At 45.6% G+C, this 24305-nt stretch carries 32 protein-coding genes; 1 reads left to right on the top strand and 31 read right to left on the bottom strand.

The features are described 5' to 3' along the window. Positions 1 to 128: 128 nt before the first annotated feature. From C1I38_RS09850 to spoIIIAA, 12 genes are all read right to left on the bottom strand, one after another. On the bottom strand, positions 129 to 1082 hold the full coding sequence (locus C1I38_RS09850; RefSeq protein ID WP_119774861.1) for an O-sialoglycoprotein endopeptidase: 954 nt from the start codon (positions 1080 to 1082) through the stop codon (positions 129 to 131). Next, positions 1079 to 1501: a transcription antitermination factor NusB gene (nusB, locus tag C1I38_RS09855; protein WP_119774860.1), complete on the bottom strand. Its 423-nt coding sequence runs from the start codon at positions 1499 to 1501 to the stop codon at positions 1079 to 1081. The genes C1I38_RS09850 and nusB overlap by 4 nt, the downstream gene beginning before the upstream one ends. Positions 1502 to 1524: 23 nt before the next feature. Continuing rightward, complete coding sequence (locus C1I38_RS09860) at positions 1525 to 1794, bottom strand: DUF2273 domain-containing protein (protein ID WP_119774859.1); 270 nt, start codon at positions 1792 to 1794, stop codon at positions 1525 to 1527. A 22-nt stretch (positions 1795 to 1816) separates the two neighbouring features. Next, the gene (locus tag C1I38_RS09865; RefSeq protein ID WP_026156314.1) at positions 1817 to 2254 is read right to left on the bottom strand and encodes an Asp23/Gls24 family envelope stress response protein; all 438 of its coding nucleotides are present in this window, start codon (positions 2252 to 2254) and stop codon (positions 1817 to 1819) included. 131 nt (positions 2255 to 2385) lie between these two features. Further along, entirely contained in the window at positions 2386 to 2934 is a 549-nt protein-coding gene (locus C1I38_RS09870; RefSeq protein ID WP_119774858.1) for a SpoIIIAH-like family protein, read from the bottom strand. Between the two features lie 6 nt (positions 2935 to 2940). Then, entirely contained in the window at positions 2941 to 3498 is a 558-nt protein-coding gene (locus tag C1I38_RS09875; RefSeq protein ID WP_119774857.1) for a stage III sporulation protein AG, read from the bottom strand. Positions 3499 to 3514: 16 nt separating this feature from the next. Further along, the gene (gene spoIIIAF, locus C1I38_RS09880; RefSeq protein WP_119774856.1) at positions 3515 to 4132 is read right to left on the bottom strand and encodes a stage III sporulation protein AF; all 618 of its coding nucleotides are present in this window, start codon (positions 4130 to 4132) and stop codon (positions 3515 to 3517) included. A gap of 17 nt (positions 4133 to 4149) precedes the next feature. Then, on the bottom strand, positions 4150 to 5394 hold the full coding sequence (gene spoIIIAE, locus C1I38_RS09885; RefSeq protein WP_119774855.1) for a stage III sporulation protein AE: 1245 nt from the start codon (positions 5392 to 5394) through the stop codon (positions 4150 to 4152). A gap of 12 nt (positions 5395 to 5406) precedes the next feature. Further along, entirely contained in the window at positions 5407 to 5793 is a 387-nt protein-coding gene (gene spoIIIAD, locus C1I38_RS09890; RefSeq protein ID WP_019225824.1) for a stage III sporulation protein AD, read from the bottom strand. Between the two features lie 12 nt (positions 5794 to 5805). Further along, a complete protein-coding gene (gene spoIIIAC / locus C1I38_RS09895; RefSeq protein ID WP_015042513.1) occupies positions 5806 to 6003 on the bottom strand; it encodes a stage III sporulation protein AC in 198 nt (65 codons plus the stop codon). Positions 6004 to 6019: 16 nt separating this feature from the next. After that, a complete protein-coding gene (locus C1I38_RS09900) occupies positions 6020 to 6529 on the bottom strand; it encodes a stage III sporulation protein AB (protein WP_119774854.1) in 510 nt (169 codons plus the stop codon). A 300-nt stretch (positions 6530 to 6829) separates the two neighbouring features. Then, positions 6830 to 7900 carry a stage III sporulation protein AA gene (gene spoIIIAA / locus C1I38_RS09905; RefSeq protein ID WP_119774853.1) on the bottom strand — a complete coding sequence of 357 codons (1071 nt, stop codon included), beginning with the start codon at positions 7898 to 7900 and terminating at the stop codon, positions 6830 to 6832. 197 nt (positions 7901 to 8097) lie between these two features. Between spoIIIAA and C1I38_RS09910 the strand changes: the two genes are divergently transcribed. Next, entirely contained in the window at positions 8098 to 9507 is a 1410-nt protein-coding gene (locus C1I38_RS09910) for a LysM peptidoglycan-binding domain-containing protein (protein WP_119774852.1), read from the top strand. Positions 9508 to 9595: 88 nt separating this feature from the next. On the opposite strand, the gene efp is transcribed toward C1I38_RS09910, so the two are convergent. The 19 genes from efp to sigK form a co-directional block, all read right to left on the bottom strand. After that, on the bottom strand, positions 9596 to 10153 hold the full coding sequence (gene efp, locus C1I38_RS09915; RefSeq protein ID WP_015042509.1) for an elongation factor P: 558 nt from the start codon (positions 10151 to 10153) through the stop codon (positions 9596 to 9598). Positions 10154 to 10218: 65 nt separating this feature from the next. Beyond that, positions 10219 to 11277, bottom strand: a complete 1059-nt coding sequence (locus C1I38_RS09920; RefSeq protein WP_119774851.1) for a Xaa-Pro peptidase family protein — start codon at positions 11275 to 11277, stop codon at positions 10219 to 10221. Next, complete coding sequence (gene aroQ / locus C1I38_RS09925; RefSeq protein ID WP_119774850.1) at positions 11237 to 11734, bottom strand: type II 3-dehydroquinate dehydratase; 498 nt, start codon at positions 11732 to 11734, stop codon at positions 11237 to 11239. The genes C1I38_RS09920 and aroQ overlap by 41 nt, the downstream gene beginning before the upstream one ends. A 161-nt stretch (positions 11735 to 11895) precedes the next feature. Continuing rightward, on the bottom strand, positions 11896 to 12408 hold the full coding sequence (locus tag C1I38_RS09930) for a LysM domain-containing protein (protein WP_119774849.1): 513 nt from the start codon (positions 12406 to 12408) through the stop codon (positions 11896 to 11898). A 144-nt stretch (positions 12409 to 12552) separates the two neighbouring features. Beyond that, positions 12553 to 12993: a hypothetical protein gene (locus C1I38_RS09935; protein WP_119774943.1), complete on the bottom strand. Its 441-nt coding sequence runs from the start codon at positions 12991 to 12993 to the stop codon at positions 12553 to 12555. A gap of 144 nt (positions 12994 to 13137) precedes the next feature. Further along, positions 13138 to 14514 carry a hypothetical protein gene (locus C1I38_RS09940; protein ID WP_119774848.1) on the bottom strand — a complete coding sequence of 459 codons (1377 nt, stop codon included), beginning with the start codon at positions 14512 to 14514 and terminating at the stop codon, positions 13138 to 13140. A 14-nt stretch (positions 14515 to 14528) separates the two neighbouring features. Next, positions 14529 to 14984: a prepilin-type N-terminal cleavage/methylation domain-containing protein gene (locus C1I38_RS09945; RefSeq protein WP_119774847.1), complete on the bottom strand. Its 456-nt coding sequence runs from the start codon at positions 14982 to 14984 to the stop codon at positions 14529 to 14531. Positions 14985 to 15090: 106 nt separating this feature from the next. Beyond that, a complete protein-coding gene (locus C1I38_RS09950) occupies positions 15091 to 16254 on the bottom strand; it encodes a type II secretion system F family protein (protein ID WP_199698227.1) in 1164 nt (387 codons plus the stop codon). A 20-nt stretch (positions 16255 to 16274) separates the two neighbouring features. Continuing rightward, a complete protein-coding gene (locus C1I38_RS09955) occupies positions 16275 to 17993 on the bottom strand; it encodes a GspE/PulE family protein (RefSeq protein ID WP_243103648.1) in 1719 nt (572 codons plus the stop codon). Next, positions 17965 to 18432 carry a hypothetical protein gene (locus C1I38_RS09960; protein ID WP_243109306.1) on the bottom strand — a complete coding sequence of 156 codons (468 nt, stop codon included), beginning with the start codon at positions 18430 to 18432 and terminating at the stop codon, positions 17965 to 17967. The genes C1I38_RS09955 and C1I38_RS09960 overlap by 29 nt, the downstream gene beginning before the upstream one ends. Then, positions 18348 to 18845, bottom strand: coding sequence for a prepilin-type N-terminal cleavage/methylation domain-containing protein (locus tag C1I38_RS09965; RefSeq protein ID WP_119774846.1), 498 nt, complete (start codon positions 18843 to 18845; stop codon positions 18348 to 18350). Before C1I38_RS09965 ends, C1I38_RS09960 begins: the two co-directional genes overlap by 85 nt. Positions 18846 to 18978: 133 nt before the next feature. Continuing rightward, positions 18979 to 19356, bottom strand: a complete 378-nt coding sequence (locus C1I38_RS09970; protein WP_119774845.1) for a hypothetical protein — start codon at positions 19354 to 19356, stop codon at positions 18979 to 18981. Positions 19357 to 19400: 44 nt separating this feature from the next. Beyond that, entirely contained in the window at positions 19401 to 19739 is a 339-nt protein-coding gene (locus C1I38_RS09975) for a type II secretion system protein GspG (protein WP_119774844.1), read from the bottom strand. 205 nt (positions 19740 to 19944) lie between these two features. Beyond that, positions 19945 to 21024: a 3-dehydroquinate synthase gene (gene aroB / locus C1I38_RS09980; protein ID WP_119774843.1), complete on the bottom strand. Its 1080-nt coding sequence runs from the start codon at positions 21022 to 21024 to the stop codon at positions 19945 to 19947. Next, positions 21021 to 21560: a shikimate kinase gene (locus C1I38_RS09985; RefSeq protein ID WP_119774842.1), complete on the bottom strand. Its 540-nt coding sequence runs from the start codon at positions 21558 to 21560 to the stop codon at positions 21021 to 21023. The genes aroB and C1I38_RS09985 overlap by 4 nt, the downstream gene beginning before the upstream one ends. Positions 21561 to 21574: 14 nt before the next feature. Then, positions 21575 to 22000 (bottom strand): type II secretion system protein, encoded by a 426-nt coding sequence (locus C1I38_RS09990; protein WP_243103646.1) that lies wholly within the window; start codon positions 21998 to 22000, stop codon positions 21575 to 21577. Between the two features lie 17 nt (positions 22001 to 22017). Beyond that, the gene (gene aroE, locus C1I38_RS09995; protein WP_119774840.1) at positions 22018 to 22842 is read right to left on the bottom strand and encodes a shikimate dehydrogenase; all 825 of its coding nucleotides are present in this window, start codon (positions 22840 to 22842) and stop codon (positions 22018 to 22020) included. Between the two features lie 65 nt (positions 22843 to 22907). Further along, entirely contained in the window at positions 22908 to 23420 is a 513-nt protein-coding gene (locus C1I38_RS10000; protein ID WP_020491674.1) for a YqeG family HAD IIIA-type phosphatase, read from the bottom strand. A 109-nt stretch (positions 23421 to 23529) separates the two neighbouring features. Then, entirely contained in the window at positions 23530 to 24273 is a 744-nt protein-coding gene (sigK, locus tag C1I38_RS10005) for an RNA polymerase sporulation sigma factor SigK (protein WP_119774839.1), read from the bottom strand. Positions 24274 to 24305 lie beyond the last annotated feature (32 nt).

Consider the following 24305-nt stretch of genomic DNA (forward strand, 5'->3'; position numbering starts at 1 on the left):
TCAAGTCTTTTAATTGTAAAATGTCCTTAGGGCACGAAAAAACTCATTATATATCATATTTTTAGTTTTATTCTAAAATCTTTTTTCTAAATCTCTTTTTTAAATCTCTTTATAGAAGATAAAAACAATTAATGATTGTCCGACAGCATCGTTTCCCGCGTCAGAAGTGCGACCCCAATCGAATTATCCGAACTCCATCCCGGCTTTGCCCAAAATAATCTGGCCTGAGATTCCAGCTTCTTTTCAAGCTGATTCCTTAGATATTGATTTGAGGCTACTCCGCCGACAATCAGAATATCTGTGAGTCCGGTATCGTCAACAGCTTTGGTCAATACCTTATAAATCGTCCGGACAATACATCCTTCCACCGCCCGGGCCAGATCGGCCGGACGTTTTTTTTCTTCGATCAGACGCTGAACTGCCGACTCGACGCCCGAAAAACTCATCTCATATCCTTTGACCGAGGAAGGCAGCAGGGAAGCAGATCCAGGCGCTGATTTTAAAGCCAGTTTTTCGAGCTCCTTTCCCGCCGGGAAAGATAGTCCCAGACGCACGCCGACCCTGTCTACAAATTGACCGGCATGCAGATCACTGCTTCCGCCAAGAATCTGCAAACTTAGTTTTCCCGGAGAATCCTTCCGGACTTTCAATACTTCCGTTGTTCCTCCCGAAAGGTGGACAGCCAAAAAATCCGTCAAAGCAAAACCTTCGGCGGATTCCAATCCTGCAGCCAGATGTCCTTCCTGATGACTCGTCGTTACAAGCTTTACATTTAAAGCGCTGGCCAGAGATGAAGCAACCGACCTTCCTGCCAGAAAGACCGGCATATAGGATTGCTCTGCCGGACGAGGCGCCGTACTGACGCCAATGCCGGCAATTTCCGGCCATATCGTTGGCGGAACCAGGGCCAACAGTTCCGGAAGATTTTTAATATGATTAAAAAGAGCTTCTGACTGGGCCAATCCCCTCTCTCCTTGAGGAACTTCGAGAAGGCGTCGTTTTTCCCAGACCAGATGCTTTTCTTGATCCACCACGGCAACGGATGTCGTGTATGCACTTGTATCAAGACCTAAGAACATCATTTTTCACTCTCATCCATCAGCTTGTCTAAAATGCCGTTAATGAATTTTGCTGAGTCATCCCCGCCGAACCTTTTGGCAATCTCAATCGCTTCATTTAAGGTGACCCGCTGGGGTGTTCCGGGGCTGTACAGCATTTCATAGACAGCAAGCCGCATCAGATTGCGGTCCACATTGCCCATCCTGTCCAGAGCCCATTCGTGGGAAGTCGAAGCAAGCTTGGCATCGATGTCCGCTTTGTTCTGCAGGGTTCCTTCAACCAGTTCCCTGATAAAATCTGCCGTCTTATCAGGGACGGCAAATTCCTGGATCCAATGCTGCAGGACTTGTTCCCGCTTGTCCGTTTCTCCCGTTATATCAATTTGATAAAGTATTTGCAGTGCCGTTTCTCGGGCCTTTCTTCGGCCCATTATTTTACTCATGAATATGCCTCCGGAATTTCATTCTACGTTTTATGTTTGCCCCAAAAAGGTATTCTATGTATTACTTCGCTCAGTCCGGTAGGCCAAACCCCATCATCCCAGCATTTTCCCAAGTAATATCCTCCGCCGGATAAGGCAGCTAAAAGCAGCGTCTGCCAAAATCCCAGCAAAATAAACGCTAAAGCCAGAAAAAAACCGATTAAAAGACCAAAAAATTTACCAGGATGATTATCAAGACACCACAGAAAAAAAATATTGAGTTTTTCCCCGATATTTCCCCAGAAATTGCTCATCTCTCCACCCTGCTGCACTGTTCTATTTTTCTTTCAAATCTTTTTCTTTATTCGTTTTATCTTTGCTGTCTTTGGCTTCCTTGACCTCAGCCGCATTTTTGAACGCTATGCCCTGAATATGAACGTTGATGACCATGACGGATAATCCGGTCATGCCTTCAATAGCTTCCTTCACGACGACCTGTACTTTCTGCGCTACATCTGGAATGGACACCCCGTACTGTACGGCGATAAATAAATCGACAGAAGCTTCTTTTTCGTCAATTTCAACTTTGATTCCCCTGGACCCCTTGGATGTATTTTTGCCTCGGCCTAAAATATTGGCAATATCCTGGGCAAAGCCTCCGCTTAACTCAGCAACTCCTTCGACCTCCGAAGCAGCCATCCCTGCAATCACTTCGACGACCTCATCAGCAATTTTAACTGAACCGATTGAATGATCTATTTTGTTATTATCCATCATTACACCTCATTTTCCATCTTCAACCTGTTATTAGCCTTATTATAACAGAATCCCCCGTTGCCGCAAATCCCCCTGCCTGCTTAACGTAGATTTACTTCCTGAATAATGAAAATATATTATATTTCCCATCAGACCCGATCATCAAATTTTTCCGGCGTGTCTTTGACGACTGTTACTTCGATTTGATCAACTGCAGAACCGGTAATTTCCGATGCCGTGTTTTGGATGATAAACATATCCTGAACCTTTAATTCGTTTGTCAGGACTGTAACCGTAGCCTTTTGCGTGTTGACTTCCGAAACAATATCTTTAAAACCTTTCATCTTCAGTGCATTCTCGATCTCGGCTTCCCTGCTGATCTTGTCACTTAAGGCCAGCCATCGCTGCTGGGCCTGACTGCGTGTCTCCGTGATATCTGACGCGAGCAATGGCTCCAGCATTTTAAGTGTTTCCTGTCTGGTCTGTTCCCGTTTTATCCTGTAATTAACAAAGTAGTTTTCTCCCTCATTTTCCGTCAGTTCAATAATTTCCGCTGAAAAACAGACGGAATCCGAGATATTGACCGGTCTGCCTTCTTCATTTTGCTTCCCAAAACATGCTTGGCTTAACCAAACAATGCAGCATACCGCGATGGCCGGAACCCCAATGATCCAGATCAAAGATGTATTTATTTTCATGTTAATTCAGACGCCCCCCATTGGAACAACACTGATTTTGGCCGGCTGAATATTCAGCAGCGTCCTGACCGCTTCAAATACTTGCTCCTTAATTTTGGGATCACTTGCTCCCTGCGCGATAACCAGCACTCCCGCGACCTCCGGACGTTCTTCTGTAATAATTAAAGCATTTTCGCCTACAACCACGATCTTGTTATTCTGTGTTACCTCTTCCGTCTCTCTGGTTCCGCCGTCTTTAGCCGTTTCCTTTGAAGTTTTTTTCGTAACGCTTTCATCTCTGGCATACTGTTTTTTTACGTCAGTGGTCAGGGTAAGCAAGACCTTCGTTTTGCCAACGCCCTGGATTTTTTCCAGATTAGCTGCAAGTTTTTCTTCAAGTTGTTTTTCCAATGCAGTAAAACCCGATTCATTTTCTGGAACGGCTGTTACCGTTTCAGCCTCGAGTTGGACTGATGCAGCGGACTGATCCTCCTGTGAGGTAAAAATAAGAATGGCTGCGACGATTACCAGCAAGATCACGGCCAACGTAATCTTTTCTGTGATCACCTGCTTGAAAAATCCCATACTGACTTCCTTCCTCCTATTTTTCTTCCTGCACAAACACGATTTCTTCCGGCAGCTGCATGAGTGCTGCAACCTGTTTTTTTATTTCCATTGCTTTCGCTGACTCAGCCGCTCCCTGGCCCTCGGCCTGGTCTGTGTTAACGCCTCCGATAATGACCGGCTTAACAGGCTCAATGCTGACACTTTGCTGACTGAAATGGATCTCGACTTTTTGGATTTGCGGATAGTCGGCAAATCCCTCTCCACCGTCCTCCAGTTCAACATTCGTATCCGAGCTTTTGACCCCTTCCACCCCGGATACAAGGGCCTGAATCTGGCTAACCAGAATCCTGCGGTATTGTTCGATCACCAGAGCATTTGCTTCCGTGGAAGAATTGTCTTCTCCGTCAGAACTATTTTCCTGTGCCAGAACAGGCAAGTCTCCGGAAGAACTGCCGGCCCAGGCCGGCACGCTATTTTCAAAGTCCCAGTTCAGTAGATCTGCCAACGGATTCAGGATTGCCGCAATCACAAACAGCCCCATGACCATCTGCACAAATCCCCGCATGGATTTACTCGGCAGAAGCATCTCGAGAAAGGAGGCCAGCAATAGAATGAAAGCTAAATTGCGGATCAGCGTCTTTAATCCATCCATTTTCACACACCTCAAAATCAGCGAAGCATTACCGCCAAATTTCCAGTCCCGACAATGATCACAATCGTCATAAAAAACATGATACCGACGGATGTAACGGTTACAAAAATATATAATAAGCCTTTGGACATGTCCTGAAGACTATCCGCAAGTTCTTTTTCTCCCAGAGGTTCGACCAGCGCCGCAGCCAGTTTAAAAGTAAACATCATCGCGATAATCTTAATCGCCGGCAGAAAAGTAATGACGATAATCGCAATCATTGCCACGATCCCCAGCGCGTTCTTAAGTAAGAGACCTGAGCTTGCTACGATCTCGACAGCGTCTTTGAAGAATTTGCCGGCAACCGGGATCAAATCTGCTGCATATTTTACGGTTCTCAGCGTGACCCCGTCGGCTACGCCCCCTGTTACGCCCTGTACCGACATAATGCCGATAAAAACCGTCATGACAATACCAATACTGAGTTTGCCCCCGAACTCCAGTAGAGAGGCTAATTTGCTGAGCTTGAACTGTTCGGAAATGTTATTGAACAGCCTCAGGATAATGCTCAGAAAAAAAAGAGGCAAAACAATGTTTTTGATTACCGTAGCCAAAAAGATCAAACTGCCGATGACCATCGGTTTAAACAAGGCTGCGCTGGTCAGACTGCCCATGGTCAGCAGGACAGTATACATGGCCGGAAGGATAATCTGCATAAAAGAGACCATATTGTCAATGGACGCATTGCCAACATCCAGCGCAATACGAAAAGATGTCATCGCAAGCGCCAACAGAACAAGATATACGAGCATTCGGGCTATCCTGCTTACTTCACCTGTAAAAGCAGACTGCAGTTGATTGATGATTGCGCAGATCACAGCGAGTACCAGCAGCTTTGCAATCAAAGGCGCGTTGGTGACTACCTGTTTTAGCAGAGCCTTGACAATACTGCTGCCGATGCCCTGCAGACTAAAATTAACCTCGCCGTTTTTAATGCTTTCAAAGATCTCTGTTAAAGAAAAATCAGGCAGAGCGTCCTGAACATCGCGGTCCAGTTGATTCAAAAATTCTCTGACTTTAGATAAATCGATCTCCTCGGACAAATCTACTTCTTCGGACACGCCCATCTCCCCGGGAGTCCCTGCTTCCGCAAATGGTTCATCCGCCTCCGTCCCTGTGTAACTCGTCTCCTGACTTTCTGCCGCCAGGGTCACCACTGGAAAAGCAAATACCAGGGTCATCCATATGGCAAGCCCCAGCGCAGCCAAGACTTTTTTTGTCATCCGTATCGCTCCTCACGCCAGCAGCTTCATCATGGATTCCATAATCGCTGCAATGATCGGGATAGCCAAAATGACCACGAATACTTTAGCTGCAATTTCAACTTTTGTGGCCAGTGCATTCTCTCCGGCATCCCGGCAGATTTGGCCTCCCAATTCCGCCAAATAGGCTACTCCCACGATTTTAAGAACAATGAACAAGTAGTAGGAACTGATATCTGCCTGATCAGCCAGTTTCTGCAGCAGATCAACCACCAGTCTGATTTTGTCCATGATCAGCAGAAATATGGTTACCCCTGCCAGAATGCTTAGCTGAATTGCAATCTCAGGTTTAATTTGTTTCAGAACAGCTCCGAGAACCGTGACAATGATGGCGAGTCCAATCACTTGTGCTATTTCCATTGCCAGAGCCCCCTAGTATAGATTAAATACGCTTTTCACCAGAACAAACAGATCGGAGATTCCCTGGATGACCAGATACAACACGACCACAACCCCGGCAATGGTAACCATCTGGGCCTGCTCTTTCTTACCGGCCTCATTCAGGATAATTGCACAAATGCCCACCAATAGACCAATACCTGCTACCTTCAAAATGAGGTCAATACTCATCGCGAACCCTACCTCCTCACATGATCATAATGACAGCCGCAATTCCGCCCAGGAAACCGAGGTAAGACCACATCTTTGCCCTGCTTTCTGCCTGCTGCCTGGCCTTTTCGTCTACGCCTGCCAAATGCCGCTGAACAAGTTCGAGCTGTTTATGCTGTTCATTCCGGTCCGACCTGCCCAATCCCTGACTGATTCCGCTGATCACCAGCCAATCGTCATCTGTCAGGCAGGTTTTCCGGCGGTGCATTTCAATGCTTTTTTTCCAGGCCTGAGAAGCATTTTCTCCGGCTCTGATCTTTTCCTCGAGACTCGCAAAAAACGCCTGCCAGGGAGGACCGGTTCTTTCCTTAAGTACCCGGAAAGCATCCGGCAGGGGTGTTGCTCCCCAGTATATCTCAGTATCCAGCAACGCCAAGGCATTGATCATTTCCCTGATTTCCTGCGGACGTTTCTTAATTTGATTTGCTCTGATAATCCCCAAACAGCCAAATCCAATAATCAGGGCAAGATAGCCTGCAACCAACATACTTTTCGCCTCCAACGGCCTAATAAAGCGGACCGATCAACTAGTGAAACATTCTTCATATAACTGCCCTCCTGGCTTAGTGACTGACATAAGCAAACTTATCATCAGTCTGTGGGGTACATTACCGCTGTGAGCGGAGCACGATGGGGAGTGCGGCTTTTTGACGGCCACGGATGGCCTAATGTCGGCGATGCCATGGATGGCAAGGAGCGACTCGCCATGGATGGCGCAATAGCCGAAAAGCGGTATTGTGCCCCACAGACTTGCCCAAAAAATAGTTCAATTGTTTGTGAGATGAATCTAAGCATTGTACGAATGTCGCGATGCCATGGAAGGCTTATTAAACAAATTAACGCCGCTCGCCATGTCATAAACGGCTTCCACCGTACCCGGACCATTTGCCCTGCTTAACACAACAATCCTTTCAAAAGTCTCTCTATTCAGCAATTCCCTCAGATGGGTCCTTTTTTGCAGTTCGTCCAGAGAACCGGCATGGACCGTTGCGAGAATCTTAACGCCGCAGCGAACGGCTTCCCCAAGAGCCGCGGCATCCTCCCGCCCCCCCAGTTCATCAACAGCAACCACTTCGGGCGCCATCGACCTGATCAGCATGATCAGTCCCTGGGCTTTGGGGCATCTGTCCAGTACATCTGTACGGCAGCCAAGGTCGAAAGAAGGGATGCCCTGCCACATCCCGGCAATTTCACTTCTTTCATCAACCACGCCGACGGTATGACCTTTTAGTTTTAGCTGAGGTACACCGTTACTGAGATTTTTAACTAAGAATCTCAGCATTGTGGTCTTCCCTGCTCTCGGAGGTGAAACAAGCAACGTATGGCAGACTGTATTTTCCTGATTGATCAGTAAGCCCAGCAATTCCGGAATGATCATTTCCGGCTGTCTGGCTAAACGAATATTCAAAGCGGAAATATGGCGCATAATCCTGATCTTACCATGTTCAACAACTGTTTCTCCGCTTAATCCCACGCGATGCCCACCGGGCAAAGTTAGAAAACCCTGCCGTAATTCCTCCTCAGCGGCATAGACAGAACTGAAGGTCATTTTTTCCAGCGTTTCCAATAGGTCTTCGCGCTTGACAATATACGCTAGATTCTTTGTTCCGGTTTGCCCTGCCGAAGTACAAAAATATTCCCTGGTTCCTGTTCTGAAGAGGACAGGCTGATTGATTCTAAGGCGAATTTCTTCAATATTTTCCGTGTCAGGTAACGTCCCTGCCGCCTTACGGATCATCCCGCCTAGCCGTTCCCCAAACCAACGGATAATCCCTTCAGCCTCGGATTCCGGATTAAAGAGTGCATCATTTTTATTCCCAGGGACTTCCGTTAAAGGTGAAGCAAAGCTTACCTTCATGTTTTAACCTCCTCTGTATTAGAAGGTATGTCCCAAAAAACGTTTTTAGAATTACCAGTTTGTTCGGAGAAAAATAAAAAACGACCTCAAGGGTCGTTTTTAAAGAAAATTGAACGTGAAAGGCTCCTTGCTAAAAGATAAATCACCTTGAGTTTCTTTTCTACATATCTTACATGAAAAGGAGTAGGAGGTGCTCTATGCTTATTCATGTCGTCAAAGCGAATCAAACTTTGGATCAGATTGCAATTACATATCGGGTCTCGCCGGCATCAATCATAAGCGTGAACGGACTTGTTGAACCTGTACAACTGCTAACCGGACTAGCATTAGTTATACCAACTGAAGATGTCTTCCATACTGTGAAATCGGGAGAAACATTATGGAAGATTGCCCAGATTTATGGGACGACCGTACAAATCATTCTCCAGAACAATCAGATTACGAACCCTGCCAATATTTATCCTGGTCAGTTGATCACCATTCCTGCCAGGCGGCATCGCGTTCTTGCTGGGGAGACCTTATGGTTTATTGCTCAAAAATATCAGGTCTCCTTACAAGACCTCATTAAGGTCAATAATATCACGAACCCCAATTTAATTTATCCGGGCACTGTACTCATGATCCCGCGTAAGCCTCGCCCAACCATTGATGTCAATGGCTATATCTATCGTTTCAGTCAGGATGCGCTTGCTGCTGTCAATCGGGAAGCTGAACATCTTACATATTTAAGTCCTTTCGCTTACTTAATTCGAGAAGATGGAAGTCTGCAGGCAATCGACGATCTTCCGTTCATTCAAGCTGCCATAACAAAAAAAGCGGTCCCGATGATGTCCGTTACCAACTTTACGTCAACTACGCGTGGAGAAAATCTTGCTCATCTGGTCTTGACCAATACCGAAGCCATTAATCGATTAATGACAAATGCCATCAATATCATGAAAGAAAAGGGTTATCGGGGACTTAACATTGATTTTGAAAACGTGCTTCCCGAAGACAGGGAAGCTTATAACGCTTTGCTTCAAACAGCCGTAATCCGTCTTCATGCAGAGGGTTTCTTCGTCTCAACGGCTTTAGCGCCAAAATTAAGTGCTGAACAACGGGGACTGCTATATGAGGCACACGATTATCCAGCCCATGGCCGAATTGTAGATTTCGTTATTCTCATGACCTATGAATGGGGCTGGCGTGGTGCTTCACCGCAGGCAATTTCTCCCTTGAATCAGATCAAACGGGTTTTGGATTATGCTGTTTCAGTCATTCCAAGAGACAAAATCTTTTTTGGCTTTCAAATTTATGCCAGAGATTGGCTTTTGCCGCATGTCTCCGGACAAATTGCCGAAACCTTTGGGATGGATGAAGCAATGTCCAGAGCCCTTCGATATCGTGCTGAGATCCAGTATGACACGGTTACCCAGTCCCCTTTCTTCCGGTATACGGATTCGCAAGGAAGCGGTCACGAAGTGTGGTTTGAGGATGCCCGCAGTGCCCAGGCCAAATTTGATACCGTCAAAGCTTATAGATTAAGAGGTATTAGTTATTGGGCTTTAGCCTATCCCTTCCCTCAAAACTGGGCTTTGCTGGAAGATAATTTTACGGTCCGGAAATGAGCCAAATAAAAAAGGGTTGCTGCTCAAGAAAATTACTTGCCAACAACCCATTTTATTCTAATCATTCTTTTTGTAATAGCTAAGATGACTAAGCCCGAGAAACATACGCTCCGCTTCTGGTGTCGATAATCAAGACATCGCCTTCATTCACAAAGAATGGAACCTGAACCGTAGCGCCAGTCTCGACAGTAGCAGCTTTCGTACCACCTGTGGCCGTATCACCCTTGACTCCGGGCTCACATTCCGTTACTTTAAGCACAACTGTATTGGGAAGGTCTACCCCAATGACTTCGCTATTATAGAGCAAGACGCCAAGGTTCATATTTTCTTTGAGCCACTTGACTTCCTGGCCAATTTGAGCCTCGGTCAGCATAATCTGCTCATAGCTTTCATTATCCATCACAACAAATTGATCACCGTCTTTATACAAATACTGCATCTCACGGCGATCCAGACGGGCTCTGGGAACTTTCTCCCCGGCATTGAATTTCTTTTCGACAACGCCGCCCGTTCTGACATTCTTAACTTTGGCACGCACAAAAGCAGCGCCTTTGCCAGGTTTCACGTGTTGGAATTCGACTATCTGAAATATATCGCCATCCAGTTCAATCGTCACTCCGGTTTTAAAATCGTTTGAAGAAATCATTTTGCTGATCCCCCTATAATATTGTAGATTTTTTTATGTATCAATAACGGATACAAGTAATACCACTAATCAATAATAATGCACTGCTTTGGCGTTTGTGTCAAGACTTCCGCCCCAGAATTTGTGACTAACGCAACATCTTCAATTCTGACGCCGCCCCAGTCAGGGATATAAATTCCGGGTTCAATCGTAAGCACCATCCCCGGTTCAAGTACCGTTTCATCACGGGTATTTAAATACGGCGTCTCATGGATCTCGATCCCAAGGGAATGCCCCAGACTGTGACCGAAATATTCACCGTAACCGGCACGTGTAATCACTTCCCTGGCTACCGCGTCAACATCTTTAACCTTAACGCCGGGCCTCAGAGCTTTAAGCCCAGCCAGCTGCGCCTCGAGCACGATATCGTAAACTTCCAGGTGCTTGCTCTCAGGCTTTCCCAAAAACAGCGTCCGCGTAAAATCGGAACAATACCTTTGGTAGATCGCTCCAATATCGAGCGTTAAAAATTCCCCTTTTTGTATCTTTTTGCTGGAAGCCACACCGTGCGGCAGCGCGGAACGTGTTCCCGAGGCAATAATATAGTCAAACGAACGCCCGCTGGCACCCATTTTCCTTTGCAAGAACTCCAGTTCCAGAGAAAGCTCTTCTTCCGTCATTCCCGGATAAATCTTGCTGAGCGTCTGGGCAAAAGCATGATCCGTGATTTCAATCGCTTTGCGAATCAGCGCAATTTCTGTTTCATCCTTAATTTGCCGAAGGTTCTTAAAGATCGCGGAAGCATTCTCAAATCTATGCCCGCTTAGAGCCTGCTGCAGTTTTTGGAAATCGCCCAGGGACAAAGCCTCTTCCTCAATTCCTATTACGAACAGCCCTTTAATCATTTCCCCGATGACTGCATAGGGATCTCCGGTCACTTTGATAATTTCAAAACCCGGTGCTTCCGCCTCGGACTGTTCGATATATCGGAAGTCTGTGAACAGAATGGCGTGTTCGGGGTCGATCAACAAGGTTGCACTGGTTCCCGAAAAACCACTCAAATAAAAAATATTGGGCGGTGAAGTCACGATCAGCACATCAAGTTTATTCTCGGCCAGCTTCCGGCGAATCTTGTCCAGCCTCATGGTTGCTATTCCTTTCTTTCTGACGGTACTTTTGAAATTCCAGCGCATAGGCTAAGGCCAGAAAATAACTGTCTGTCCCGAGTCCGCTGATTTGCCCGACGCAAGCTTCGGCGATCACCGAATGGGAACGGAAACTTTCCCGGGCGTAAATATTCGACAGATGCACCTCAAGAGCGGGTACGTTTACACCTTTAATCGCATCGTAAAGCGCATAGCTCGTATGGGTCCAGGCCCCGGGGTTAAGGATTAAAAAATCAGACGGCGTTAGCTCCGTAATCCAGTCCACAAGCTCGCCCTCATGGTTCGTCTGACGGCAGTCGACGTTGAAACCATGCGCTTGGCCTGTTTCCATCAGTCTGCAGTTCACTTCATCAAGTGTCGTTCTGCCGTATATATCCGGTTCCCTTTGTCCGAGAAGATGAAGATTAACACCATGGAAAACATGAATACTGTTCATAGGTCTCCCCTTCTTTATCTATTATTTTCTAAAGAAACAAAAATAATGACATAGCCTTTTTGTGCCCAAAATAAGGCCTATCTCATTATAACAAAAAAATAAAAATTATAAAATAATTTTGCTGAATTCTTTCGATTCATCAGGAACCGCGTCAGAGACGTCTATCTTGATTCTTCACTGTTCGTTTTCTCGCTGCTCTGAACCTGAGGATAAATGACCCCGAGTGCAGATTTTTCGCCTTCAATCCGCGGAGAATTGACAATATTAATATTGCTCAGCATAATGCTGGTTTCAATAACCCCATTCCCGGGACATTCCACTTTCCGGATTTCAGTCCGCGGCAGGATAAAATGGACCTCATGCGGAACTGTCGGTTCACCGATCCTGGCAACCCGAATTTTTACGCCTTCGACTTCAAGGATTACATCATCATACCGTTTCTGAGCATACCCGCTAGTAAGATAATTGCCTGGATCATTCGAATAAGTTGAACCAGCAGATCCGGAAGCACCATAACCGGAGGTCTGACGATCCGGAATATTAATGACCTGTCCGATGACCAAAGCACAGGGATCGACCCCGGGGTTTGCTTTGCCGATATCCTGCCAGCAGCACCCATTTCGGCCGGCTAAAAGGAAGAATGTATCTCCTGTCTTTATCGTATACTTTTTCAACAGCCTTACCCCTTTCTACATTTCCATATTATGGGGTTTGTGGTTGTCAGGTTACTGTTGATATGCATTAAAGACCTCTGCCATGGGCCTTTTCTTACTCAAATACGATTATCTTTCTCATAACACTTTGCTCCCCGCCCCCCTCTATTCAGAACGAATAAGAACACTCAAATGGATTTCCGCTTCCCCATCAACATAATCCAACTCCTCAATCAAAAAAGGGACCTCCTGCTGACGCTGAATCGTATTCACTGCCTGGAGTATTTTTTTCAGTTCCCCTTCTCCGTTTACCTTGATCGTGGCTTGAAAGAAATTCCCTTTTTTGATAGACGGCTGGGTGATATCCATGGCCTTAACCGAAACATTTTCGGATTTGAAGCAATGATTGATCTGTTCCAGCATCTGCGGGAAGTAGGTGCGATTCGGTATCAGCAGATTGTTCTTAGCCTCTTCCGCCAAAATGTCCTGATATTCCTGCTGGAGTAAGTGTTCTTTTGCACTGGCGGCATCTAATTGCTGAGTCAACGGTCTTACTGCCAGGACCTGGACTGCGATGACGGCCAATAGAATGATACTCGTACCCATGATCACAATTCTGCTTAAACTTAACTTATCTAAAAACCGCCACCCTGTAGTAGGCTCAGATAAGAAATTTTTCTGAAGCAAGATGTTTTTATCAGATAAAAAGCGTTTAAAAAATTGGAGGTATTTAAAAAACACATCCTTACCTCACTTCTTATTTTTTCTTTCTACACTCAGGCAGAATGAAACCGTTTGATCACGGTAACCATAATCGGTCAGCTCCGGTTCCCTCCAGCCTTCTTCCGTCAAGAGTCCGATTAACTTTGTAATATTGAGATTATCAGAACACTCCGCATATAGGTATAGCGTATTCTGCCGATAACTCAGACGATTCAAACGTATACTGGTGTCAAGGCTGGCTAAAGACTTCTGAATCATTGTCAAATCTCCAAATGTATCACTGCGGTTCCGTTTCCATTCCGACCAAATCTGATTTTCACGTTCCGCGTTAATTTCATCGACCTGTCCCTGTAATGCCGCAATTTCTATCTGGTGCTCAGAAATATCGTTGAATCGTGGATAGTCGTAACAACCCATCCCGAAAATAATTCCAAAAAGAACTGTCAGGAATAACAGACATGTTTTTAATTTAGCCGGCCGCAAAAAAACGCAGCCAAAATTGCAGTTTTTCTTTTCTTTAACTCTTTGCCTGCCGGCTAATAATGCCAGGTGATGAAAATCTCTAGAACGGCTGGCCGCTGAAAATTCACTTGAAGCCAATTTCTGATCAAAGGATTCCAGTGTCCGGACACTTTCTGCTTCTCCGGAATCAAGCAGTCTATCTGCTATCTGAGAGGCTTTAGCGCTTCCATCCGTGACAATGATGTTGAAAGGAATGGTACAGTCTTTCAGCGCAGTATAAATCTGATATTTTGGAATCTCCGGCTCACTGCCCGGGATCACCCTGATCACTTCCGGCAAACCATTGCGATATTGGACGGCCTGAATATTCTGATCATCAAGTTTAAACAGGCAAAGAATTTTTTCTTCTTTTAAAGGTGCTAGTATCTCGCCAAAAGCCTGAACGGTATATTCGGCACCGCAAAGTTCATACCCCGTCTGCTGAAGACACCGGGCATAAAACTTAAGCGTAGTTTTCCTTACGCCGATGACGCTGATCCGGAGATATTCATTCTTCTTCTCATCCAATACCACGTATTCATAACAAAGTTCGCCGATTGGAACCGGAACTTCCTGTTCAAGCCAGAAATGAACTGTTTTATCTCGGTACTTCGGAACAACCCAAGGAATACAAAATTCCCTGATCAGCCCATTCTGAAAAGGAAGCAACAGATAAACAGGGACTTTTCCCTGACATTTTCGTTGCCCGAATCGTCCCTGACAGTCTTTTTGACGATATTCATCCAGAGCCATTTTAAGATTTTCTTCGGCGTCGCTGCCTTCGGACCCTGAAAAAGTCTCCCGTGGAAAGCTGGAGATGACAATCTCGGAAGCCCTGTTTCCAAGATGCTTTGAGCGATAAAAAAATCTTATTTCTTGAGCATCAATCTCCAAAATAAGCATTTCTTTCCTGCCTTCTAAACAGACGACCATAAAGTACTAGTAAGACTTTCGTCGAAAACTTTAACTTCAGCCTGAGATCCATCCGAACTCAGGTATACCATGATCAAATTTTCTGGATCCGGAAAAGTATTTCCGGTAATCTCAGCAATACCAAACCCCATTTTCCCCGTCTCGGCTTTTTGTTGCGTCACCGTTGAATCAAGTCTGGCAATATAATTAGGGATAAATCCGAGACCCGTGATCGTACCGTTTACAGCAGATAATTCGTCAATCTTGGGATATATTCCATTGTCAACCTGATACCTGTCCAGCGCTGCTTTGACTTCACGTCCTGTTGTGATATCGGCTTTCTCCCTGGCTGTTTCTGCATTCCCTACGAAACGCGGGATGACAATTGCAGCGAGAATGGCCAGAATAACGACTACCAGCATAACTTCCAGAAGGGTGAATCCTTTCTCATTTTTAACCACGCAAGACATTCCTCCCTGTGTTCTGACAAAAGTTTATTTTTTGTCCGTGCTTTATTCCATGTAAAGTTTGTTTAGCAAATAAAAATATATGTTTAATTGTACTAAGTCAATTAATCTGCGAGCTGATATCGAAAATCGGCAGGAGAACTCCTATAGCCACAAAGCCAACCATACCAGCCATGATAAACACCAAAGCAGGCTCTAAGAGCTTCGTATATTGCTGAATTTTCTCCTCCAGCTCCTTTTTGAACATCCGGGACATATACGTAAGCATCTCACTGAGTTTGCCGGATTCCTCGGCGACTTCCAGCATCTTGGCAGCTTCGGGAGGAAACAGCTTACTCATCATGATGACGGAAAACATTCTTCTTCCTTCATTGACAGCGAAGATTAATTGCGCAGTCAATTCCTGCATCAAACGATCCTTGAAAATTGTTTTGACCAAGAGCAGTGATTCCTGCAGGGAGAGTCCGGCTTCCAGCAATCTTCCCAAGACGGAACAAAATTGAATGAGGTGCCTGGTTCTGTTAATCTTACCGGTTCCAGGTATGATGAAGAAATGTCCCTTTTTATTGAACAGCCATACCGCTATTGCCAGGGCAGGGATAACAGCTGTCAAATAGGGAATACAGCCGCCCACTTTGAATATCATTTTTGTCGCCAGCGGTAATTCTGTCTCAAATCCCTGAAAAAGAGTTTCATACATCGGCAGAATCAAAATGCTAAGTGCATAGATAATGATCAAAGCTGCAACTAAAAGCAGAAGCGGATAAAACAAAGCGTTTTTAAATTTCTTTTCAAAAAAATACGCGTCCTCAAAATAATTAGCCATATCGATCAGCGCAGCCGGCAAAGTCCCGCTTCTTTCGCCGGCTTTGACCATCGTGTAAAACAGGTGTCCCGCAGAGGGTATAATACCTTGTAAACTAATATGAAGTTCGACTCCAGCCTGAAGCGACTGGCTAACCTGCTTCCACTGATTTTTATGTAAACCGGTTGTTTCCCTTTCCGCAATGACATCTAATACCGAGAGCAACGGAATGCCTGCCTCGAGCATTGTTCCAAGCTTATGTGCCATCCTCCCCCAAAACAGTTTTCTATTTCCTGTCTTGTACTTGATCCACACCGGGGTAAACAATGCCCTGCTGATCCCTACCGGATATAAATTTTGTTCCCTTAGACCGGAAACAACCCTGCTCCGGTCAGTCTCAGCCCAGTAACCTTTCCGTATATTGCTATTTTGATCAACAGCTTTCCATTTCCAGAGCAATCGTAAACCCTCTTATTATCCTAATCATTATTTTCCGCCCACAGTCTCATGATTTCTTCCAAAGAAGTTATTCCGGCAGCGACTTTCCTAAGCGCATCTTCTTTTAGTATCAGCATTCCGGATTTTTTGGAGGCCTTTTCAAGGCTGGCGGCACTGCCTTTTTGCAAAATGAGTTCCTTGATTTCCTGATTGTAGGGAAGATATTCATGAATTCCTATCCTGCCGTTGTATCCAGTCCCATGGCACTTGGAGCAGCCTACCGGTTCATAAATGGCTGATACAGCTTCTCTGTGAAAAATTTGCTTCTCTTCAGCGAAAACCGGTCTTAATTTCCGGCAATTCAGACATAGTCTCCGAACAAGTCTCTGCGCCAGTACCCCGCAAACTGCCGAAGCTACCATATAGGCATCAATATCCATATCCAATAAACGGGTAAGGGCTTCTGCTGCTGTATTGGTATGAACGGTAGATAAAACAAGGTGCCCGGTCATCGCAGCGGCTGTTGCAATTTTAGCGGTTTCTCTGTCTCTTATTTCCCCTACCATAATGACATCCGGATCCTGACGAAGAATGGATCTCAGGCCGCTTGCAAAGTCCAGGCCAATACCGGTATTGACCTGGGCCTGACTGACTCCTGGAAGCCGGTATTCAACAGGATCTTCTATAGACACAATATTGATGGTTTCAGATTGAAGCTCCCGGATCAGGGCATACAATGTGGTGGTTTTTCCGCTCCCGGTTGGGCCGGAAATAAGGACTAGCCCATGCGGCTGGCGGATAAGCTTTCGGATTTGGTACTCGATATCTTCCTGCATACCCAGTTTCTCCAGGGAAAGACCTGCGGTCTTCTTATCCAGAATCCTGGTTACGACTTTTTCTCCATAGACAGTCGGGAAAGTAGAAACTCTGACATCAATTTTCTTATCAGAAATGTCCAGCATGATTCTGCCATCCTGAGGGAGGCGTCTTTGGGTAATATCCAGACCCGACATAACTTTCAAGCGTGCAGTAACACTTCTGGACAGATTCTTTGGCAAATTTTCCTTGACCATCAACAGCCCGTCTATCCGAAATTTCACGCTGAATCCAGTTTCGATTGGTTCCCAGTGTATATCACTGGCTTTTTCAATAACAGCCTGCCTAAACAGCGAATCAACAAGGCTGACGACCGGCGTTTCCTGGGCATTGACATTTTCTTCAATCTTCCAGCTCTCTGATTCGTTTGAATTTAGAAGAGCGTGCTCCCCGGCTGATCTTTCCAAGGTAAAACATTCCCGGATTGCAATTTTGATTTCTTCAGCAGAAGCCAGGAGCGGATCAACCTGATATCCGGTAAAAAGCATTACATCATCCAACGCGGTTCTGTCTGTAGGGTCCGCCATAGCGATGATGATTCTTTGATTCTGAGCCGCAATTGGAATCAGTGTATATTTTCGGGCCAGTTCTTCCGAAACTAATTTTGCTGCTGACACATTGACAGGTCGCTCAGCAAGACTGATCATGTTAATTCCTGAGATCCGGCTTTTAAATTCTAGGATTTCCTCTTCAGCCAAATACACTGCAAGAAGTTCTTCAAGTTTTGCTCCCTGATCAAGCAGGGCAAGCTGGGCAGCTATCTCATCAGCGTTTGGTATAAGCGCCTTGTTTTCACGGGCATACACGTAAAGTTCTTTAAGTACAAAATCTTTCCAGAATCCCGGTTTGGACTGATCAATCATAACAATACCTATATCCGGCAAGCTCGAACTTCCCGTCTTCTCCCAAGACAAGCTCCCCATATCTGCATTGCTTTATCTTCTCCATTGTTGCCCTGGATGTGATCTGCGTTACGTCATTGGCGCGTATGCCTTCAATTTCAACCACCACTCCCCCGGAATCGTATTGCAGAGTCCCCTGCCAGGAAGGGTCCCGGGCGAAGACTGCTTTGGCGTATTCCAGTCCACTGTCTGCCATATAAGCGGTCTTTACTTTTTGAGCCTCATAGACAACGACACGTTCCTGCGAGCTAATCAGAATGAAAGTCTGGACCCCAATCCAGGATAAAGAAAACGTAACGAGAAGAACCAGCAAAGACACATTGCCGCTTTCCCTGTTTAATCCGAAGAATTTCTTACACGAACAGTTCTTTGCCAGTAAACGGTTTTCTCCGCCTGTGCTGCCGTCAGAGAGATTTGCCATAATCCATCCATAACCCCAGTACATTGAAATTCACAAATCTTACTTGCTACAGGATTCGGAACACCGAGATGCTCGCGGTACAAGTCCGGGACTCCGTTAAAGTCCTTGTCGGCAAGATAGTAGCTGTCTGTAACGGCCTTGCCGTTCTCAAGATAACTGATACGTAATACTTTACCTGTCCATACGACGCTTTCTGCTGTAGAAACTGCTGCGGTCACTACTTGACCCGCCCTGACAGCTGCAAAGGAAAGATCGGCGTCTGCCATCAGCTCCTTCGCCATCCGGTACTGACTTATGTACAGTTGCAAAACCATTGCAGCAACAATTCCGGTAATGACTAGGGAAACGAGAACTTCCAACAGCGTAAACCCTTTGTCGTTTTGCCATCCCGTTTTCTTTGTCAGGCCAGCCATAAGTTACTCCAACCAGCTTAGTCAAATTCTAATCTGTTATTACCATTATTTAACTTTATTACTATATTTCTACATATTTTTTTAATTTCCTGCCTGTAATATAAGTAATTTACTTATTTTCCCAAATTAATTGTTATTCTGCAATATAATGCAGATAGGTCAGGTTGTACTCTTTTTGCTCTTTCAACTCAGTCCAACTGATTTTTACAGAGATTTTAAGCAGATTCGGAGAATCCCATTCACAACAGACGGTTCTGGAAAACCGGCCGGATTCATCCTGCGCAACCCCATTCAGATAACGATCAACGGCAGAAGGATCATCTAACAGGACCGCCGTGATTTCCTCCACTGTCGAGCTGGCAAAATTGACTGCCTGCAGGGTATGATCCGTATGGCTGTTCTTGATATAAGCCGTGTTGATCAATGCCAGCATGACTGCAAATCCCAAACTAAAAATAAAGAGCCCCGTTAAAACGTCAAGCAAAACAAAACCTTTTTTCTTATCGTCCATTTCTGCGCCTCCCTAAGAAGATGGATTCGTAAATCCTACAACAATTAAAGGATCACCGCTTTGCCATCATCATCCAGCATATAATGTTTATTTGGATCAAGCGGGCAAACCGGTATTTTCTCAAGATAGGGTCCCTGCCAGTTTAGATCGGCTGAGGGGCAGGTAATCAGGTCATCCAGACTTTCCGGACGGCTGCCCGTGTCAAGACGGTATAGCTTCACGGCGTTTTCTATTTTAAGCACATTGACTTTGTGTACTTCCGATTCCGTACTGTTGATACTGCCGCTGTAACTTGGCAAAATCATACAGGCCAGGATACCCAACAAAGCAACAACCAATAATACTTCCCATAAAGTAAAACCATTTTTGCAAGCTTTAGACATACCTGTTCCTTTCTTTTCCCAATAAAAAAAAATATGTAAATTAATTACATATTTTCTACATTAACCTACTATTTCCTTTTATTTTTTGGTATCTTATGGAATCAATGTGTATTACTCGAGTCTCGGCCCGGTGTCTTTGACGAATATTCCTTGTTCAACGCTGCGTTTTATTCTTTCGATTGATCTGAATCCAGATGATCTAAATCTAAATGATAACCTTTTCCCAGGCCCTGAGGATTTCTCCATCGCTGCAATCTGCTGCAACGGCTGATTTCCCAATGCCGACAGGCAGAACAAGCACCTTATTACCGGCTTTGTTCTTCTTATCCGCAGACATGTGCCCGAGCAGTAGTGACGGATCGTGATCCTTGGCGGTTATCGGCAGGTCCATTTTTAGTAAAAGATTCAGGATTCTGTCCAGCTGTTTATCGTTGAGCAAACCTCTTTCTCTGGACAGATTCGCTGCAGCGGCAATCCCAATACTGACACCTTCGCCATGCATAACACCCTGATAGGCCTCCTCTGTCTCCAGGGCATGCCCAAAACTGTGTCCGAGGTTCAGAAGCATCCTGTTTCCTTTTTCTTTCTCATCCTCAGTGACAATCTTGACTTTGACAGCCAGAGACCGCAGGGACATTTCCTTGATGACCTTGTAGTCCAATCCTTTGATGGCTTCGGCATGTTCTTCGATGAATTCAAACAAATCCGGATCAGCAACAAGCGCGTGTTTAATGGTTTCGGCAAGCCCGTTCCGCATCTCTTCCCACGGAAGCGTCTGCAAGGTTCCAAAATCTGTCCAGACAGCCTGAGGGGCATAAAAAGATCCCAGGAGGTTTTTACCGGAAGGATGGTTCACCGCCACCTTGCCGCCGATGCTCGAATCAATCTGGGACAGCAAGGTGGTCGGAATGTGGATGTAACGCATTCCACGCATAAAAATACTTGCAAAAAATCCAGACAAATCCCCGATTACCCCTCCGCCGAGGGCCAGCACCACAGTGTCTCTGTCCGCTTTGAACTGCAGCGCCTGTTCCGTCAATTTACTGATCCTGTCAAGTGATTTCTCCTGTTCACCGTCAGGAACAATCATCAAATCGGTCTTTAAGTCCTTCATTCCGTCCAAAAGTTTATCTGCATAGTATCCGGCCACAACATCATTCGAGATAAGAAGATAATGCCCGCTCGTGCCATATGTTGTTTTCAAATGACCGCCAAGCTCGTCCAAAGCGGCTCCCAGTAACAGCGGATAACCGTGGCCTCCGCTGACATCTATTCTCTGTATCATGCTGTAATGTGTTCTCCTTTCAACAGTTCGAGGATCTCCGCCGCAACTGTTTGAACATCTTTATCCGATGTGTCAACCGTTATAGACGCCTTTCTGTAAATCACTTCCCGGTCTCTCCAGAGCTTTTCTATTTGTTCCGGCTCGCTGCTGGAAAGAAGCGGCCGATCATGATGTTTTCTTGCTCTCTGCAAAGCAGTCTCCAATGGAGCATATAGGTAAACCAATTTCCCAAGTCCGCAGAGAATATTCCAGTTTTCCGGATTCAAAACCGTTCCTCCTCCGGTGGCAATCACTGTATCGGTAAATCCGGAAATCTTATGAACCAGCAGATTTTCTTCCGACCGGAACATTGCTTCACCGTATTTTTGAAAAATTTCCGGGATTTTCAACCCTGTCACTTTTTCGATCTCACTGTCCGTATCCAGAAATCCCCAGCGGAGTTCCCTGGCCAGAAGCTTGCCGACACTGCTTTTTCCAGCAGCCATAAAGCCGATAAGTACAATATTTTGGGGTATCGAATTCAGGCTATCGGACATGAAATTTCACCTCTCTATTCCATCCTTATCCTGCCCATCACAGGCGCAACAATCACATTTTTTTCTAAATCCCCTGACGCCAGCATGACCGTCAGACCGGTGTCAGGCGTCCCTGTCGGGCGAAAAGTAAGATCAGAAGGACTATTGGCAAAGCGCACGCCATTCTGCAGGCTGACTTTGCGGATAAATTCTCCCTGTTTGAAGATCTTATATTCCCCGGTATAAACAGAAAATTTAATTTTATACCAAACATTCTCAGCCAAAGCTGTCTGCTGAACTTCCCGTAAGTCCTGAAGCAGAACTGCCGCTGAAAGGTCCAGTCTCCGTTCCTCCATTTGCAGCGGAATATGCACAAGGAAAGTAAAGGCCGCACCCGATAACAGCGCAAGCACAAGCAGGATCTCAATCAATGAGTACCCGTTTCTTCGCTTTGCTACCATTCCTATCCCCTGCATTTCTATCCTTTGTTACCTTCCAATTTCTCCTGCAAAGCTTTCCGCATAATGTCCAGCGGAGCCTTCTGCTCCAGCCAGAATTCCCAGGCAAGGATCCCCTGAAACAGCAGCATATCCAAACCATTCATGGACCGGCAGCCGCAGGCAGCGGCCTGTGCCATGAAATCTGTAACGGCCGGATGGTAAATCAGGTCAACGGCCCAAGCCGAAGGATTAAGGCCTTGAAGATCAATCGTATACGCTTCATCTTTCATGCCAATCGAGGTTGTTTGAATCAGCAAATCCACAACCTCCAGCCAGCACCCGCGAGCAAAATTACCCGAGGCTGCGTTTCCACCGAGTCTGTTTACTTGTCCGGCAAGTGTCCCAGCTTTTTCCTCACTTCTGTTCAGAATAAGCATTTTTACCTGTAAGGACGCCAGGGCTGCCGCAATGGCTTTGGCAGCCCCTCCAGCCCCTAATATGACAACTTCTTTACCCTCAAAAATAAAACCCTTACTGAGCAACGCCTGAATAAAGCCACCGCCGTCTGTGTTATGTCCATAGAGTCTTCCGTTCTGGACTTTCACTGTGTTGACGGCGCCAATACGCTGTGCCTCAGGAGTAAGGACATCCATATAAGGAATAATTTTTTCCTTCAACGGATACGTGACGTTCCAGCCGTCATAGTGGTTATTTTTGAGATATCCGATACTTTCAGCCAGTTGAATCGGCTGAACTGTGATCCTGTCGTAGGTTGCAGGCAAACCGGCAGCCTTAAATCCCGCCTCGTGCATTTTCGGAGACAGGGAATGTTCCACAGGATAGCCGATGATTGCATACTTCATGCGTATCTCGTCCCTTTAATAGACATTTAAAAATGGATAATCTGAAAACAAAGTCTTAAGCCCTCTTAAGATCTTATCGTGCGGATATACTTGGCTTTTCTGCCTGCCAGCCGTTCCATAAAACGCAGGACTTTCGTACCCGGGAATTCCTTTTGAGCAATCGGTGAAACTAATATGGTCTTAAGTCCGAGCTTGTTGCCGCCAAAAACATCCGTAAACAGCTGGTCCCCAATCACTGCGACCTCGGACTCCGGAATATCCAGGACCCGAATCCCTCTCAGAAAAGCTTTTTTATGTGGTTTCTTGGCCTTGTAAACATAAAGTATTTCCAGCACATCAGCAACAGCAGAAACCCTTTCGGGTCCTCTGTTATTGGAAACGATGCAGGATTTAATTCCTGCGTCATTCATTTTTTTAAACCAGGCGATCACGTCTTCGGTTAAAGTTCTGTCATTCCACGGCGTTATGGTGTTATCCAGATCCAGGATCAAACCCTTGATGCCATTTGCCTGCAGATCCTCTGCCTGGATATCCTGCAGCATCTCATATTGAAAATCCGGTCGTAAGATTCCGCGCATACCGGTTCCTCTGCTTTCCAATTATTATTACCAAATAATTATATATCAGCTCAATATCTAAGAGCAACCTGTTTCTGGCAAGTTTGAGGCAAGTTGTACCAGTTTCGTACTATTTCACCCGGTGGTCCTTCATTTCCTCCATCAGTTTCTCCACCGCTTTTTTCTCTATCCGTGAGACGTAAGACCTGGAGATTCCCAGCAGTTTACCTATCTCTCTCTGCGTCTTTTTGGGTGTGTTCATCAGGCCGAAACGAAGTTTAATTACCGTTTGTTCCCTTCCTGTCAAACATTTGAGTTTTTCCAGGACCACCCTTTGTTCAAATTGACTTTCCACCTGATCCGAAATTGCATCCGGATCTGTACCCAGGACATCAATAAGATTAATCGCGTTTCCTTCTTTATCCGTACCAATTGGGTCATAAATGGACACTTCCCCGCGGGATTTTTTTAGGGAGCGCAAATACATCAAAATCTCATTTTCGATGCAGCGTGCCGCATAGGTGGCGAGTCTGGTTCCCTTTTCCGTGTTAAACGTATTGATGCCCTTAATTAAACCGATGGTCCCGATCGAAATTAGATCGTCACTGTCCGCTCCGGTTCCGTCATATTTTTTTACAAGATGCGCGACCAGCCTCAGATTATGCTCAATCAGTTTATTTCGCGCGTTTTCTGCGACAAGTTCATTGGAAAAATTCTCGGCATTTTTGTAGTCCGCCAGGATACTCAGATATTCAGCTTCCTCCCTTTCTCCTAACGGCTGGGGGAACGCATTATTATTAATATACGATACCAGCAGGGTAACGCCCTTAATCACCGATAAGGCAAGCCCGACAAGAAAAGCTTCAGCAATCATTAACCCTTCAACTCCTTACGCATGCTCTTTTA

The sequence above is a fragment of the Dehalobacter sp. 12DCB1 genome, from assembly GCF_004343605.1.
In the GTDB taxonomy this organism is placed as follows: Bacteria; Bacillota; Desulfitobacteriia; order Desulfitobacteriales; family Syntrophobotulaceae; genus Dehalobacter.